Below are 16,711 nucleotides of genomic sequence, written 5' to 3' on the forward strand. Positions count from 1 at the left end.
ACAATACTTAGATGCACTAAGTTGGCTTAGATGGTCAATCTTTTTTTTTGGAAAAGCAGGGTTGGGTGCTTTTAGGCGATGAAAGTCCTGCTATCTCTCCAAGTCCTCACTCATTCTTCGCTCCGGGCTTTCGCAGATTTTTAATGGTTTTGTTATTCTTTTTAATGCTGTCATCCTGAGGTACGAAGGATCTTTAAGCGATAGATTACTGATTTCACCAATTAATATTGCTTCAAAGTATATGCATTGTAAATAGAGATTCTTCACTGCGTTCAGAATGACACCAATGATTCCGCGTTAGGGATTGTAAGGGTTCAGTACCGATCCTTCATCGGTACCGGAGCCGCAGCGCAGCCCTGAAAAGCCCGGGCCCTTGCGCAGCATGGGTAACGCCCAAATCAGTTGGCAGTTAACGGTTGGCAATTTATAATACAAACCTAGTATACTTAAAACAATACACGACAATTTTTCAGTATAAAACATTAAAAATCAGCAATTTAGTCATTAAAAACCGAATCTTACCGACAAAATTTCCGATTTAAAAATCAAAACTAAGATGGCATTTGTTTTGACCTTAAAGGGAATATGAACTTCAACAATTTTACTATAAAAGCCCAGGAAGCAGTTCAACAGGCTTCTGAAATAGCCCAAGGCAATCAGCAACAGGCTATTGAAACGGCACACCTGCTTAAAGGTTTGCTTACTGTTGATGAAAACGTGGTTTCTTATGTTTTAAAGAAACTGAACGTTAACCTAAATTCATTAAATCAAAACTTAGATGCAGAGATTGCCAAGTTCCCGAAAGTGAGCGGCAGCAATGTCTATCTGTCATCTAATGCCAATAGCGCCCTGCAGAAAGCGCAAACATTTTTAAAAGAGTTTAAAGATGAATTTGTCTCTGTAGAACATTTATTATTAGGCATCTTAGCCGTTAACGATAGCACTTCGAAATTATTAAAAGAACAGGGCGTTAACGAAAAGGACCTTAAAAAAGCCATTGTAGAATTGCGTGGCGATAACCGTGTAACGGATCAAAATGCGGAAGCTACTTACCAGGCCCTAAGCAAATATGCAAGGAATTTAAACGAATATGCCGAGAGCGGAAAGCTTGATCCGGTGATCGGCCGCGATGAAGAAATCCGCCGCGTTATCCAGATTTTATCACGTAGAACCAAAAACAACCCTATTTTAATTGGTGAGCCCGGCGTAGGTAAAACAGCCATTGCAGAGGGTATTGCCTTCAGGATTATTAAAGGTGATGTACCTGAGAACCTAAAAAGCAAAGTGGTTTATTCGCTTGATATGGGTTCTCTTATTGCAGGTGCAAAATATAAAGGCGAGTTCGAAGAACGCTTAAAAGCCGTGGTTAAAGAAGTTACGCAGAGTGATGGCGAAATCGTATTGTTTATTGATGAGATCCATACTTTGGTAGGTGCTGGTGGTGGCGAAGGCGCAATGGATGCGGCGAACATTTTAAAACCTGCCCTTGCCCGTGGAGAATTGCGTGCCATTGGTGCAACCACTTTGGATGAGTACCAAAAATATTTAGAAAAAGATAAAGCCTTAGAGCGCCGTTTCCAAAAGGTTATGGTTGAAGAACCTGATACCCAGGATGCTATTTCGATCCTTCGTGGATTAAAAGAACGTTATGAAACACACCATAAAGTAAGGATTAAAGATGAAGCCATTATCGCAGCAGTAGAAATGAGTCAGCGGTATATTGCAGATCGCTTCTTACCTGATAAAGCCATCGATTTAATGGACGAGGCTGCATCGAAACTACGTATGGAGATGGACAGCGTGCCTGAAAATGTAGATGCTTTAGACCGTGAAATTATGCGTTTAGAAATTGAACGCGAAGCCATCAAGCGTGAAAAAGACGATAGAAAGGTTAAAGAGCTATCAGAAGATATCGCCAACCTATCAGCAGAGCGTGATCAACTGAAAGCCAAATGGCAAGGTGAAAAAGATTTGGTGGATGCGGTAAATAATGAGCTAGAGCAGATTGAGCACTATAAATTAGAAGCAGAACAAGCTGAACGTGCAGGCGATTACGGTAAAGTGGCCGAAATCCGTTACGGAAAAATTAAAGAAGCACAGGATAAGGTTGAGAAACTGAAAGCCGATTTAGAAAGCCAGCAAAGCGATAGCCGTATGCTTAAAGAAGAAGTTACAGCTGATGACATTGCAGGTGTAGTAGGCCGCTGGACAGGCATTCCGGTAACCAAACTGATTGCCAGCGAACGTGAGAAATTGCTTCACTTAGAAGATGAATTACACCAGCGTGTGGCCGGTCAGGATGAAGCAATTGAAGCCATTTCTGATGCGATCCGTCGCTCGCGTGCAGGCTTGCAGGATAAACGCAAACCAATTGGCTCTTTCATCTTTTTAGGTACAACCGGAGTGGGTAAAACGGAGCTTGCGAAAGCATTGGCAGAGTTTTTATTCAACGATGAAAATGCACTAACACGTATCGATATGAGTGAATATCAGGAACGCCACGCCGTTTCGCGTTTAATTGGAGCGCCTCCAGGATATGTTGGTTATGATGAAGGTGGACAGTTGACCGAAGCAGTTAGGCGTAAACCTTATTCAGTGGTGTTGCTTGATGAGATTGAAAAAGCACATCCTGACGTATTTAATATACTTTTACAGGTATTGGATGATGGCCGTTTAACCGATAATAAAGGCAGAACGGTAAATTTTAAAAATACGATCATCATCATGACTTCTAATATTGGGGCACATTTAATTCAGGATAATTTTAAAGATTTAAGTGATGAAAACCGCGATGAGGTAATTGCCAAAACCAAAAACGAACTGTTTGAGGTATTAAAACAAACCATTCGTCCGGAGTTTTTGAACAGGATTGATGAGCTGATTATGTTTACTCCGTTAAACCGCAGCGAAATCAGAAATATTGTAAGCTTACAGTTTAAACATGTACAGCAAACATTGGCCGAAATGGGTATAGAAATGGATGCCAGTGATGAAGCTTTAGATTGGTTGGCACAATTGGGTTACGATCCACAGTTTGGTGCCAGACCATTAAAAAGAGTCATTCAAAAAAGAATCTTAAATGAGTTGTCGAAAGAGATATTGGCGGGTAAGATAGATAAAGACAGCAAAATTAAGTTAGATATGTTCGATCATAATTTTGTGTTCCTGAACCAAAAAACAGATTAAAATACAACAATCAAAATCCCATAGGTCAAATCCTATGGGATTTTTTTTGTTTAATAGCTAATTTCTCTACTATTGACAGACTTTAAGGAAAATCCGTCATCTTGACTGGAACGCAGTAGAATGGAGAGATGTGCCTAGACAGATTTAGCTGCGCTGAGCACTTAGGTGATTCTCGGCTGCGTTCCATTCCGCTACCATTAATATATTGGTTTTGTATTTCCACCCAACTAGGCCGTAGAACCGTATCTCCGTTCTACTTAAATCCGGCCTAACAAATTTTTCGGGCTCGATTGACAAAGCCATCCCACTGGCTTTAAAAGAAAAATTTTCAGCCGGCGTTTTTTGGTTCTTTTTGACGCCAAAAAGAAGGAGCCCTTCGGCGGCGGCGAGCCGAGGCAAGCCTGCCCAGCAGGACAAAATAAAATAATTTTATACATCATTCATATTGATTTTTATGCAATAAACTTAAACTCAAAATGACGATTTTTTGCCTGAAGATTCTTCGACTACGCTCAGAATGGCAACTCTCAATAGAAAATATCATCTCAACTGAATCGTTGCCTAGATGGATTTAGATTCGCTGAGCACTTAATGTAGTTCCCGGCTACGTTGCAATCCGTGCGAAATGACAGCCGTTTATTGAGCCCTAATTCAAAAATACATTTTAGGTAACTAACATGATAGTTCATTTTCTTGCTTTTTGTTTCAATAATGATTATTATTGATTACACACAAAACACAAATAAAATGAAACCTAAATTAATCATCATGGTGCTACTATGCGCCGTCAGTTGGCATTGCTATGCCCAAACTGAAAAAGGAACCGGCTTTGTTGGCGGAAGCCTGAGTTTTGGAACTTCCAAACAAAATAATTCATCGGCTAGTTTGAACACATTTACATTAACACCCAGGGGAGGTTATTTTTTAGCTAAAAATTTTGCCATAGGCTTAGAAATCCCTTTAAGTCTTTCGAAGCTTAGGGGCGAAAGTTATATCGCATGGAACGACGAATATGGATATTACGAAGAACAGCGCGGGGTAAAGGAATTTAGTCTTGGTATCTCTCCTTTCGTACGTAAATATATTGATGTTAAAGAGCGCTTCAAGTTTTTTATGCAAGCTAATCTGCTCCTTCAAATCAACACCTTTAACAGGATCGATGATGAAGGTTACCTGATCAGAACTGATGCCAAAATAAAGGGATGGGGAGCAAGTATAAGCCCCGGTTTTACCTATTTCGTATCGAAACATGCCGCATTAGAGTTTTCGGTGCCTATAGTAACCTTCTTTCATCAAAATTATTATGCTGAAGAATCGCTGTATAATTACGACAAAACCAATAATTTAAGGCTGGCACTTCAGAATTTTACTCCAACTGTTACTTTCAACTACCATTTTTAACGTCCAATAAGATGAGAAATATATTCACCAAAATTTTAAGCCTAACAAGCATAAGCTTATTATTTCTTTTAAGCCTTTCCAGCCAGGCAAATGCTCAGCGCTTTCGTGGTAAAATAGAATATTACAGCAGCGTATTCCCTTCTGAGGATGGAAAAATCAAATCTATTGATGGTATTAAAATTGAATATTATAATTCGGTTTTTAAATCGGAAGATGGAAAAATTAAATCAATTGGTAATATCAAATTGAGTATAATAACAGTGCGCTCAAAATAGTGATGGAAAAGTAAAATCAATCCAAAATGAAAATGATGATTCCGAATCGGAAGACACATTGGACACCTATTACTTCATTGAAAGACTCAACTGTCAATAATTTACAACCTAATAAACCATGGAATACAGCCTAATATTTAGGCTGTATTTTTTTATTTACTGATCTACAACGATTTAAAAACAAATCAACTAAATAATTAGTTTTTGTACTTTTTTTATTTTATTATTGAATACACAAAAAACACAAATGAAAAATGAAAAAACAATTATTAACGTTGGTAGCACTATGCGCTATCGTCATGACAACTCATGCCCAAACAGAAAAAGGAGACAACTTAATTGGAGGAAGTTTAAGTATTTCTTCGTCAAAAACTGAATCGCCAAGTTACGAAAAAAGAAATTTTTATGGCATCAATCCGAGTTATGCACATTTTTTTTCTAAAAACTTAGCAATTGGATTGACTGCAGGTTTTAGCTATAGTAAAAATTTCAATAGTAATTTTGATTCTAATTTCAACACAACCTCTACAAGAACAAGTAAACAAAAAAGTTTTTCAGTGGGCCCTGTAGTGAGATATTATGTAGATATTGTTGACAAACTTAAAGCCTTTGGACAGTTTAGTGGAACGATTGGTATTATAAAAACCAATGAAACCAGTACCTATACTTATAATTATCCTCTTAGTTCAAAATTCACACAATATCATGCATCTATACAACCTGGCCTAGCATTTTTTCCGACGAAAAAACTGGGTATAGAACTTGGTTTCCCTTTATTATCATACAATAAAATTGATTACGACGGTAAAGAGCCTTCAAATATTTGGTACGAAACGGAGGCATTTGATTTTGGGTTTAACACTTTTAACCCATTTCTTGGATTTAACTTTCACTTTTAAGCTAATAGAGGCTGTTTTACAAAGTTAATTTCGAATCTAATCTGCCACGCTGTCCAAAGGACTCCTAAGGAGAGCCTGTCGAAACGCTAAAAACATATATTTTGGCTAGTCCTTCGACAGGCTATCATTTACAGATCTACAAAGAAAAATCGTCATTGCGAGGCACGAAGATAACCGAACGAAGTGAGCTCATGAATGCCTGTAAAAACAACTGCACAAATGAATAATCTTAAAGCACACGCTAGTAGCGATCGTAGTAAGATTGCTTCGTCGGCTGAAAAAGCCTTCTCGCAATGACGACTCCCCATTGCCTACAGTTCTTCTCTTTTATTTCTTTCTCGTTTCAATATTCGGTAAGAATCCGGTTAGTAAACCGATTAAAGGCAGAAACGCACAAACATTAAATACGTATTCAATACTTGTAGAATCAGCCAATTTCCCCAATAGCGCCGATCCGATGCCACCCATGCCAAAGGCAAAGCCAAAAAATAATCCAGCAACCAAACCAACTTTGCCGGGGATCAGTTCCTGTGCATAAACTAAAATTGCCGAAAATGCTGACGCCAAAATCATCCCGATGGGAACGATAAGTACACCTACCCAAAACAGGTTGGCATGTGGCAGTAATAATGCAAATGGAGCAGTACCCAATATGGATGCCCAGATTACATATTTACGACCTATTTTATCGCCTATTGGTCCGCCAAGCAAGGTTCCCGCAGCTACCGAAAATAAGAATACAAATAAATAGATCTGTGAGGTTTGCACTGAAACATGGAATTTATCGATCAGGTAAAAGGTAAAATAATTGGTTAAACTCGCCATGTAGAAATATTTCGAGAAAATCAATAAGAGTAAAATACAAACAGAGAAAATCACCTTAGTTCTCGAAAATTGATTCACAACAGTTTGAATATTGATCTTTTTACTTCTCGAAAGCATAAATCCCCTGTACCAATTGCCTACATAGGTTAAAATAATAATGGCCAAAAGTGCAATTACCGAAAACCAGATAACACTGAACTGTCCGTAGGGAACAATAATCCAGGCAGCCAACAACGGACCTAAAGAACTGCCTGCATTACCGCCTAACTGAAAAACAGATTGTGCCAATCCCCTCTTCCCTCCTGATGCGGCGTGTGCCATACGTGACGCCTCGGGGTGAAATATAGAAGAACCTATCCCAATAAAACATACTGAAAGTAATATGGTGTAAAAATGGGTTGATTGTGAAAGCGAAATTAACCCGATCAGGGTAAAACCCATGCCAACAGCCAACGAGTATGGTTGAGGCTTTTTATCAGTGTACAAACCCACAAAAGGCTGTAACAGTGATGCGGCTAACTGAAAGGTCAAAGTAATTAAACCAATTTGCGAAAAACTTAAATGATAACTGGTTTTAATGATAGGATAAATTGCAGGGATTAACGACTGTATGGTATCATTAAGTAAATGCGAAAAACTTAAAGCGAAAAGTATCGGAAAAACGGTTTTTTCAATAATGGAAGTGGTCGTGCTATTCTCAGTCATATCGGTAAATTATGCCTCCAAAAATAGTGATTATAATTTTTTAAACTATACCCTTTGTCCTTGCAAAAACCAAACATTTTTATAAAGTTTTGGTTTTATAGCTATGGAAAAGAACAGAAAAATTGTTGGCTTATGCGGAAGTTTAAGAAAGGGATCGTACAATGCCATGCTGCTAAAGGTCGCAGGCGATTTACTCCCCGAAGGCATCCAGTTCGAAACGGTGACTTTTGATGATATTCCTGTTTATAACGCAGACCTGGATTTACCCGAAGCTGAAGAAAGGCCAACAAGCGTAACGAAATTCAGAGATGCCCTTGCCACTGCAGATGCTTTTATTATTGTTTCTCCTGAGTATAATTATTCTATTCCCGGTGGATTAAAAAATGCCATCGACTGGGCCAGCCGTGGAAAAGATTCGCCTTTGATGCATAAACCAGTTGCCGTGATGGGCGCAACACAGGGAATGTGGGGAACGGTTAGAATGCAAACAGCATTTTTACCTGTTTTTACCTTCCTTAATATGAATCCGGTTTTACAACCAGAAGTTTTAGTTGCCCAGGCTCAAAATAAATTCGATGCCGAAGGAAATCTAACCGACGAGAAAACCATCGGTATTATTAAAAAGAAAATAGAAAATTTAATTTCTGCCTGTAAGGTTTAATCAAACAGCGGCAGGTCCTTCCCAAAAACCTGACATTTTCGGCGTTTTACAATCTGACATTTATACAAAAAAAGTCAGATTGTCAATCTGTCATGTCTAAAAAATTAATCAGTCGATTAATTTTTAGTCACGCGAAAATAATATTGACTTAACACTAATTTTATATCTGTTTAACAATTAAGCAGTTGACCAAAAACTGATTTTTTGATGACGCAGGCAAAGTTTTTTGGCACAAGTGTTGACTTTTATTCGAATATAGTCAGGAATTAAAAAAGTAAAATTGACTATATTTTTATAACAAATAAATAATAAAAAAGATGAAAAAACTATTATTATCTTTAGTAGCAGTAGCAGGTTTAGTTTATGGTGCACAAGCACAAACTGAAAAAGGAAATTTTATGTTAGGCGGTAACGTAGGTGTAAACTCTACAAAAGTAGACGGTGCTCCAAAAGCAGATTTCAGCTTTAGCGTATTACCAAGTGTTGGTTATTTTATCAGCAACAATTTTGCAATCGGTACGGGTGTTGGTTACGAATACAATAAAGAAGTAAGCAACAAAACTCAGGATGGCGCTTTTAAAGTTGCTCCTTTCGGACGTTACTATGTTGGTTTATCTGATCAATTTAAATTCTTCGGACAATTATCAGTGCCATTGGCATTTGGTGAGTTAAAAGCAACTGATGCTAACGGCGATAACGCAGTTAAATTGGGTACTACTACTAAAATCGGTGTAGAACTTGCTCCAGGATTTGCGTTTTTCCCAACAAAAAGAATCGGTATCGAACTTTCGGTTAAAGGTTTAAGTTATGAAAACTATACTTTGAAAGCAGAAGGTACAGGTGCTAAATTAAAAACAAACACTTTCGGTTTAAACGCTGATACTTTCGCACCAAGATTAGGTGTTCAGTTCTACTTTTAATTAATTCTCCCTTAAGGGAAATTTAATAAATGACTTTTTTTTCGAAGAGCGTCCCGGTTTACCATCGGGACGCTTTTTGTTTACTTCTTTTCTCTGATGGCTTTAAATTCAGAGCCGTCTTTCCATTTCGGATACGAATCTTCATTACTGATGTGATACCCCATATCAAAGAGCATTCTTACATCTTCTACAATACCTGATAAATCCCATGTTTTTGCATCGAAATTATCCTGTGGCGAATGATAACGAAATTTGGTAAAATCGGCTACCTGCTTCAATCCCCATGCCCTGCCGTTTTTGATATTATCTACGCCAGAACCTGTAAACAATGAGGGTACACCAACCTTGGCCAAATTAAAATGATCAGAACGGTAGTATAATCCCGATGACGGAACAGGATCTGGCACGATTACCCGCCCCTGCTTTTTAGCCGCCGCAGCAGCATAATCTTCGAGTTCTGACTGGCCAAAGCCATATACCACAATATCTTTGGTTTTACCGGCTATACCCATCATATCCATATTGATATTGGCAACCGTTTTAGCCAAAGGAAAAGCTGGGTGTTTGGCATAATACTCAGAGCCTAAAAGCCCCTGTTCTTCAGCCGTATAAGAAATAAACAAAATCGTACGTCCGGGAGCTTTAGGTAACTTTTTAAAGGCCGAAGCAATTTCGAATAAAGAAGCTACGCCTGTTGCATTATCAACCGCTCCGTTATAAATAGAATCACCCTGTATTTTTTCTCCCACACCTAGATGATCCCAATGTGCCGAATAAATAATAGCTTCATCTTTACGCTTATCGCCTGGTATTTTAGCCAGAACATTATAAGTAACCGATTTTTTGATGGTATTTTTAACCTTTAATGAGGTGGTAATATTTAAATCAACAGCTTTAAAACCCTTTTTCCGAGCACTTAAAGCCAATTGATCGAATGATTTACCATCCAGTGCAAATAGTTGTTTCGCCTTATCTAAAGTAATCCAGCCTTCTACTACAGTCCTGCTCATTCCATTGTCTTCGCTTTGCAGGGTAAGTTTAGATTTCGACCATCCACTGCGCACAACTGTCCAGGGATAAGCTGCAGGCTCAGTATCATGAACAATAATAATCCCTGTAGCACCCTGTCTTGCCGCTTCTTCAAACTTATAGGTCCATCGGCCATAGTAAGTCATATTTTTACCTTTAAACAAGGTAGAATCAGCAAAGCCCGGATCATTAATCAACACCACTACCGTTTTCCCTTTTACATTTAGGTTCGCATAGTCATTCCAGCCATACTCGGGCGCAACAATGCCATACCCCGCAAAAACCAGCGGTGAGTTACTCATACTTACCTCATTTTGCACACGGCGCGTGCCAGCCACAAAATCGGTTAAATAATTGAGTGTTAAGGATGCAGTTTTTCCTTTGAGAACCATTTTATCTTCTGGCACAGATTTAATTTCTACCATGGGTACCTCCTGAAAGAAACTATCTCCATTCCCCGGCTGCAGGCCTAGTTTTTCGAACTGAGTTTTTAGATAATTAATGGTTTTGGTTTCTCCATTGGTAAAAGGTTTTCGCCCTTCTAAACTATCAGCCGCAATTACCGATAAATATTGGGTTAAACTCGAATCGTTAATGGCTTTAATGGCTAAAGAATCGGCACCAACACCAGTACTTTTTGCACCTTGTTTACAGGAGCCAAAGAACAGGAGCGCGCAACTGAAAAGTAATAGGTTTTTTTTCATTTATAAAGGATTGAATTTTAATAAAAAATTTCATTTGCTGAAAAATACGAAGAAATTAGGAGTTTCTGTGTTTATCTCCCCAATTTGAGGGTCTCCCGCGGATCTCGCAGATTGACGCAGACAAAAGCTCAAAAACCCTTAATTCCAAATTTCGGCGCTTATCATCTTTAATCTACGGGAACAAATATATCTCCCGCGGATCTCGCAGATTGACGCAGACAAAGCTTAAACACCCTTAATCCCAAATTTCGGCGCTTATCATCTTTTTAATCTGCGGGAACCAAAATGCCTCCCGATAATCACAAAGATTTACGCAAAACATGTTATAATTATTGCTTAATCAACTTAAATTTTTTCAATTGCTGCCCGTTTTTATTGATCACACCTACATAAACACCTGTTGATAAAGCGTTGAGCAAAAAACGGCTCGAACTTGTGGCCTTTTCCTCAAAAACCTTCTGTCCTAATATGTTAAAAATAGATAGACTATAATCTTCGAATGATCCGCTCAGAATAGTTAAATAATCGGCAACTGGATTGGGAAAGAAAGAAAATTCATTGTCCTTAAGAAATACTGCCGAAACCAGATCGCTCTGCACCTGGCCGTTGGCAGTTTCGAAAGTAACGCGGTAAAACTGGATTCCAGCTTTTGGCTTTTCATCAAAAATTGTATAATCGAGTTGATTTGAAACTGGCTTCGTCTGCTGTAAAACACTAAAAGTATTTGGCCCGGTCTGTTTTTCCCAAATGATATTCTTTAAATCCAAGGTACTTCCAATACTGAGATCTAGTTTTACTTTATCCTCACTTACAGATGCCGATAAATTTCTTACATAACAGGCAATTCCCTGCTGCGTATAATCGATAGTATAACTTTTTAAACCTGCAAAACCTACCCCGTTAGCTGCTATCGCAAAATATTTACTATTAATCTTGCCTGCATCAAGCTTAACTATAGTATCAGTAAGGCTCAGCACCGGAGAAAGAATATTATCCACAATATTGTACAAAGTATAATCTTTTGCACCAGGCTGTGGATCCCAGCTGAACACAGCACCGTCTTTACATACATAGCCAACTTTCAATGTCCTCGGACTAGAAATCGTAAATGATTGGCTCAATATTACATTTCCATCCACTTCCATTTTTATCATTGCTTTTGCAAACAAATCTGGTGTATTCCAATTATAAAAACCTTTGCTTAAATCAATCCCCGAAGCAATTGATTTCCATGTAGCCCCTTCATCATAGCTCACCGATAAGTTTCCGGTTTTACTGGTGTAAGTATTCTCCCACCTGATGTAGTTTTGTTCATTGGCAAAAAAGTATTCGTTTTTTTCAGGATTGATGAAAGAAAAAGTGTTTTTGAATGTATAACGATAAGCCATCGCAAAGCGCTGGTTATTGCCCCGTGTAATCCTTTTACCATTAACATGAATATTATAAGCACCTGCCGAGGGATTATCGAGGCTAACCTGTTGAATGGTATTGATAACGTCGGCCTTACGCACAGCTGGCTTTGAGAGGGAATCTAAATGCGGAAAGCTGCTTAACACCCAGGGCAGTGTTAAATTTCCAACAGGATTTTCTAGACTTAAATCCAATCCATTAACCAAACTTTGTGCTGCATTTACAACAGCAGGAGGATCGTTCCAGGTAATGGTTAGTTTCACTTCAGCTACATTAGCCGGAATTGCCAAGGGAATAAGCAAATCCTGATTTTTGGCCACTTCATACAAAGATGCCCTGTTTTCATCTAAAGTTTTTAACGATTGGGCCACATTCAATTTGCCATAGCCATATAAAAAATCTAGCTGTGGTGTTCCCAAATCATCAGCCGAATTAATTACTGTTGCTCTAATTAATGAAACAGAAGCCGCTTTTTTATATTTCTGCTGATAAAATTGTTCTAACAATGCGATTGATCCACTGGTAATTGCAGCAGAGCCAGATGTTCCGTCTTCGCCCAAGGCAACAAGCTCCGGTTTTACGCGCCCATCATAGGCAGGACCTTTGCTGCTCAGATTTTCAGAAATATTTTCTCTGCTAATCCCTCCTATCACCAATAAATTTTTAGCCTGCTTAAAATTGCCTGTTAAGTTGGCTCTGGCGGTTATCCCTTGATAAAAACCAACTGATGGCGTTGTTGTTCCTTTATTTCCGGCAGAAAAAACATGGATCAAAGTATCGGTTTCGTAAATCTGCTTATCGTACGCAGCTGCTTCCATTCCGTAGTCATTGTCTATATCGGTACCATACGAATGGTTTTGAACCTTAATCTGAAGCCTGTTTAAATCAGTAACCAAATCTGGCATGAGGTTAGAAAAATCAGAATATGCCAATTTGGATTTTGGCGCGGCACCTAAACCACGGATAAATGAATTGCCGTTTCCTAATGCCAAGGTGGCCATAATGGTAGCATGGGTAGTTGGTGTTGTACCAATAGTTGCTCCTGGAAGTGTTTTTCCTAATAAATCAAGGTCGGCTGCATCATACATCCCTTCTTTAAAGGAAACATTTATACCTCTGCCATCAATATCCGGAAAAAGACGATGGGCATTAGAAATTTGGTTTAAGCCGAGGTCGATACCATTAATGACCACTTCCTCTTTAGCAACAGGCAAAACATCAGCGTATAAAATATCATCCAGTTCCAATATCAACATTAAATCAGCCTGTAAAATATTAACCATAATCATGTTGTTGATATGATCTATTGATTTTATGCTTAAGTTTTTAGCTGAAACAGGTAAAGCATTTATATTTTTAAAGGATAGCCTAACCAGAATGGAATCGTTCTTTTTTGTTGACTTGGCAAGCACTTTGATTAACCGATCGCTGGCTTTCCATAGTCCGTTAGCTTTTTCTTGATAAATCACATAATTAGAGAGGCTGGAGACAGCCGGTTTTTCGACAATAAAATAATCGCCGGCAAGTTTCTTTTTAGGGTTTAATAATTGAATTTCGGTAGCCGTCAACGTACGATTGAACCGGACCAAAATGAGCCCTTCGGCATTTAATTTTTGTGAATTGCCATTTTTGGAAATATATTTTTCAAAATATTTTTCTATTCCAGCAGGTTGTACTTGTGCGTTTAAACCAAGCACAGATAGACAAAAACATATAACTAAAAATACAGTACAGACTCTCAATATTTATTTTATTGTAAAATTTTGTTTACATCAATTATCTTCTCTAAATTAGGATTAATAAGGTAATCCACAAATTTTATTAACTAACTTATTCAACCTAAACTAATTTAATTCCAACTAAGATGAAAACAACAAAATTTTTATCGATTGCAGCAGTATGCCTTTTACTCGCTAACCTATACTCATGTAAGAGTAATAATACAGAAAACGCGGTAGAAAACAAAACTGAAATTTCAGCAGACAAATTATCACAGATCAAATCTCTAGGCTTTAGCACCGACAATATCCGTAAAACAGATGAAGGTTATTTGGTAGAAGGAGATATTCTTTTAACTGATGACAATTTAGCTGAACCTTCTACTGGTGCAAATTTAAACATTGCCGAAACTGAGCAGTACCGAACCACAAACCTGGTTAAATCTTTACCACGTGTAATTACAGTGTCGGTAACCAATTTACCTCAGGTATATAGCGATGCAGTAAACACCATGATTTCGAGGTACAACTCATTGGGTTTACGCATTACTTTCCAAAGGGCTAGCGCAGGTACAACCGGCAACATTAACGTTATTGGCTTTAATGAAGGTCCAAGTGGCGGCTTTATTACCTTAGGTTCTGCGGGTTTCCCAACAGCATCAGGAAAGCCATACAATCAAATTAAAATGAACACCAATGCTGCTGCTTATGGAACCAACCCTGATTTATTATACCTTGCTTCTGTGATCCAGCACGAAGTAGGCCATTGTATCGGTTTCCGCCATACGGATTATATGAACCGTGCCTTTAGCTGTGGCGCAAGTGGCGCAGGCAACGAAGGCGCATCGAATGTGGGGGCAATTAGAATCCCGGGAACGCCTTCAACTCCTGATGCAGGCTCATTTATGTTGGCCTGTTCTAATGGCGGTAACCGTACTTTTAATGCAAATGATGTGATTGCAGTAAATTACCTTTACAAATAAAAAAACACTAACGGATTACCTTAACAGATCAGAAGCCCCGAAATTTTCGGGGCTTTTTTGTTTATTGACCACAGATGCACACTGATAAACACGGATTGAATCTGTGTTTATTCTTTTTATCTGTAATTAAACAAATAACGAAATGGTTTGTGAGGACGCAAAGCATGGCGAAAGGAAAAAAAATTTGCAATAGAAAGGTTTAAATTTGGAACACAACCCTAAATTATCAAACCTGATAGCGCCGAATAGTTCCCGATTTAACCACTATTGTATTTAAGAAAATTTCAAATCGGGACTATAGGCAATAGCGGGACTGAAATAACCGAACAACTACCGAAGCCTGCTTTCCAAAAAGCTATGTAACACCAAAAACAAACACCAATCGGATAGATTGCCACGGCTAACAAAGGGAGTCTCAACAATTAAGTTTTTTTTTGGAGCGCAATACCTGTGCAAAACATTTAGCCTCTCCCGTTTTACGCTTATACGCTTCGCTGCCTCGTACCTCGTTGCTGCAGGGTAACGCTTCAACCGGGGCTAGATGGCCAAGGCAGTATTTCATTTTTGAGGTTGCATGAGCACCTATTTCGTACCTAACATTAATCGGATAGATTGCCACGGCTAATGAAGGATTAGCCTCGCAATGACGAATCGTATTGAAATAGCCCCTGAAATAAATTACCTTCGGTGAGCTCGCTTAAGGCTCGGTTTACTTCGTAGCTTTCCGCTGCGTTACAGGTCAGGGTGACGCAACAATTAGCGATTAAAATTAGCCTTACAATAATGGCAAAAGAAATGGCCTGCGTTTCCACAGGCCATCAAAATAAACTATTGTAATAAAAACTATTTTCCGTTCTGTTCGATATCTCTGTCCATTTCTACTAAATCAACATCGCTCGGTTCAGAAAAATCGCCGATTAAATATTTGTTAAAGTGATCTGCCAGTTTCCAGAAAGCATACTCCGTCATATCTCCAAAACCATGGCGCTGACCAGGAATAATCAAGAAATCGAAACGTTTACCAGCTTTCATTAGTGCATTGGCCACGCGGATAGAGTTTGCCGGATGCACATTATTATCTACATCGCCGTGCATCAATAACAAATGTCCCTTTAAATTTTTGGCCAGGTCAGGGTTTTTATCAATGCTGTATTTAAATGAGGTATCGCCTTTTAAAGAAATGGTTTCTTTTACCCCATGGTGTTTTTCGCTCCACCAACGGTTGTAAATGCTATTATCGTGGTTTCCTGCGTTCGAAACCGCAGCTTTAAAGAAATCAGGATAAACCAGCATAGCAGCGGTTGACATAAAGCCACCGCCAGAGTGACCTGTAATGCCCACTTTCGATTCGTCGATGTAAGAATATTTGGCAGCCAGTTGCTCAATAGCTGTTTTCTTATCTGCCAAACCGTAATCGCGCAGATTGCCATAACCGTAAGTATGGTACCATTTAGATCGCGAAGGGTTTCCGCCGCGGTTACCTACCGTAATTACGATATAACCAAATTGAGCTAAACGCTCGGTACGGTCCATGCTCTTGCTAAAAGCTTTGTTTACCGCTTCTGTTTGCGGGCCTGGGTAAACATATTCGATAATCGGATACTTTTTATTCGGATCGAAATCGAAAGGTTTATACATTACACCGTACAGATCGGTAATTCCATCATCTGCTTTTACTTTGAAAGGTTCAGGAAATTTGTAACCTGCTGTTATCAATAATGAAAGATCTGTAGTTTCAAGATCCATCACTTTTTTGCCTGATCCATCGTAAAGCGTGGCTTTTGGTGCAGTGTTTACCCTCGAATAATTATCAACAAAGAAAGTATTGTTATCATTCATATTCGCCACATGGTCAAAATCACCTGCATTTAACAGTTTCATGTTCGAACCATCAAAATTGATGCTGTATAAATGTAAGTAGTAAGGATCTTCTTTACCTTCCCTGCCATTTGCCGTAAAATAAAGGATACGTTTTTTCTCGTCGATATTTACGAT

At 38.6% G+C, this 16,711-nt stretch carries 11 protein-coding genes; 7 read left to right on the top strand and 4 right to left on the bottom strand.

The window, feature by feature from the left end; genetic code table 11:
• The first annotated feature begins 585 nt into the window (after positions 1 to 585).
• The 4 genes from clpB to AC1DND_RS02265 all read left to right on the top strand — a co-directional run bounded on the left by clpB (position 586) and on the right by AC1DND_RS02265 (position 5,761).
• On the top strand, positions 586 to 3,186 hold the full coding sequence (clpB, locus tag AC1DND_RS02250) for an ATP-dependent chaperone ClpB (protein ID WP_477578761.1): 2,601 nt from the start codon (positions 586 to 588) through the stop codon (positions 3,184 to 3,186).
• A 747-nt stretch (positions 3,187 to 3,933) separates the two neighbouring features.
• A complete protein-coding gene (locus AC1DND_RS02255; RefSeq protein ID WP_477578763.1) occupies positions 3,934 to 4,587 on the top strand; it encodes a hypothetical protein in 654 nt (217 codons plus the stop codon).
• A gap of 11 nt (positions 4,588 to 4,598) precedes the next feature.
• Positions 4,599 to 4,862, top strand: coding sequence for a hypothetical protein (locus tag AC1DND_RS02260; protein WP_477578765.1), 264 nt, complete (start codon positions 4,599 to 4,601; stop codon positions 4,860 to 4,862).
• Positions 4,863 to 5,116: 254 nt separating this feature from the next.
• Positions 5,117 to 5,761, top strand: coding sequence for an outer membrane beta-barrel protein (locus tag AC1DND_RS02265; RefSeq protein WP_477578767.1), 645 nt, complete (start codon positions 5,117 to 5,119; stop codon positions 5,759 to 5,761).
• A gap of 327 nt (positions 5,762 to 6,088) precedes the next feature.
• On the opposite strand, the gene AC1DND_RS02270 is transcribed toward AC1DND_RS02265, so the two are convergent.
• Entirely contained in the window at positions 6,089 to 7,291 is a 1,203-nt protein-coding gene (locus AC1DND_RS02270; protein ID WP_477578769.1) for an MFS transporter, read from the bottom strand.
• 103 nt (positions 7,292 to 7,394) lie between these two features.
• Between AC1DND_RS02270 and AC1DND_RS02275 the strand changes: the two genes are divergently transcribed.
• Together AC1DND_RS02275 and AC1DND_RS02280 are read left to right on the top strand one after the other, a co-directional pair.
• On the top strand, positions 7,395 to 7,952 hold the full coding sequence (locus AC1DND_RS02275) for an NADPH-dependent FMN reductase (RefSeq protein WP_477578771.1): 558 nt from the start codon (positions 7,395 to 7,397) through the stop codon (positions 7,950 to 7,952).
• A 317-nt stretch (positions 7,953 to 8,269) separates the two neighbouring features.
• Complete coding sequence (locus AC1DND_RS02280; protein WP_029278561.1) at positions 8,270 to 8,872, top strand: outer membrane beta-barrel protein; 603 nt, start codon at positions 8,270 to 8,272, stop codon at positions 8,870 to 8,872.
• 80 nt (positions 8,873 to 8,952) lie between these two features.
• Here the strand turns inward: AC1DND_RS02280 and AC1DND_RS02285 are convergent, their stop codons facing one another.
• Together AC1DND_RS02285 and AC1DND_RS02290 are read right to left on the bottom strand one after the other, a co-directional pair.
• Positions 8,953 to 10,605: a M28 family metallopeptidase gene (locus tag AC1DND_RS02285; protein ID WP_477578773.1), complete on the bottom strand. Its 1,653-nt coding sequence runs from the start codon at positions 10,603 to 10,605 to the stop codon at positions 8,953 to 8,955.
• A 329-nt stretch (positions 10,606 to 10,934) separates the two neighbouring features.
• Complete coding sequence (locus tag AC1DND_RS02290; protein WP_477578775.1) at positions 10,935 to 13,712, bottom strand: S8 family peptidase; 2,778 nt, start codon at positions 13,710 to 13,712, stop codon at positions 10,935 to 10,937.
• A gap of 167 nt (positions 13,713 to 13,879) precedes the next feature.
• Between AC1DND_RS02290 and AC1DND_RS02295 the strand changes: the two genes are divergently transcribed.
• Positions 13,880 to 14,716, top strand: a complete 837-nt coding sequence (locus AC1DND_RS02295) for a M57 family metalloprotease (RefSeq protein ID WP_477578777.1) — start codon at positions 13,880 to 13,882, stop codon at positions 14,714 to 14,716.
• An 843-nt stretch (positions 14,717 to 15,559) separates the two neighbouring features.
• On the opposite strand, the gene AC1DND_RS02300 is transcribed toward AC1DND_RS02295, so the two are convergent.
• Positions 15,560 to 16,711: alpha/beta hydrolase family protein (locus AC1DND_RS02300; RefSeq protein WP_477578779.1), on the bottom strand; the 1,152-nt coding region annotated here is incomplete at its 5' end.

The sequence above is a fragment of the Pedobacter sp. 01N416 genome (assembly GCF_056399685.1).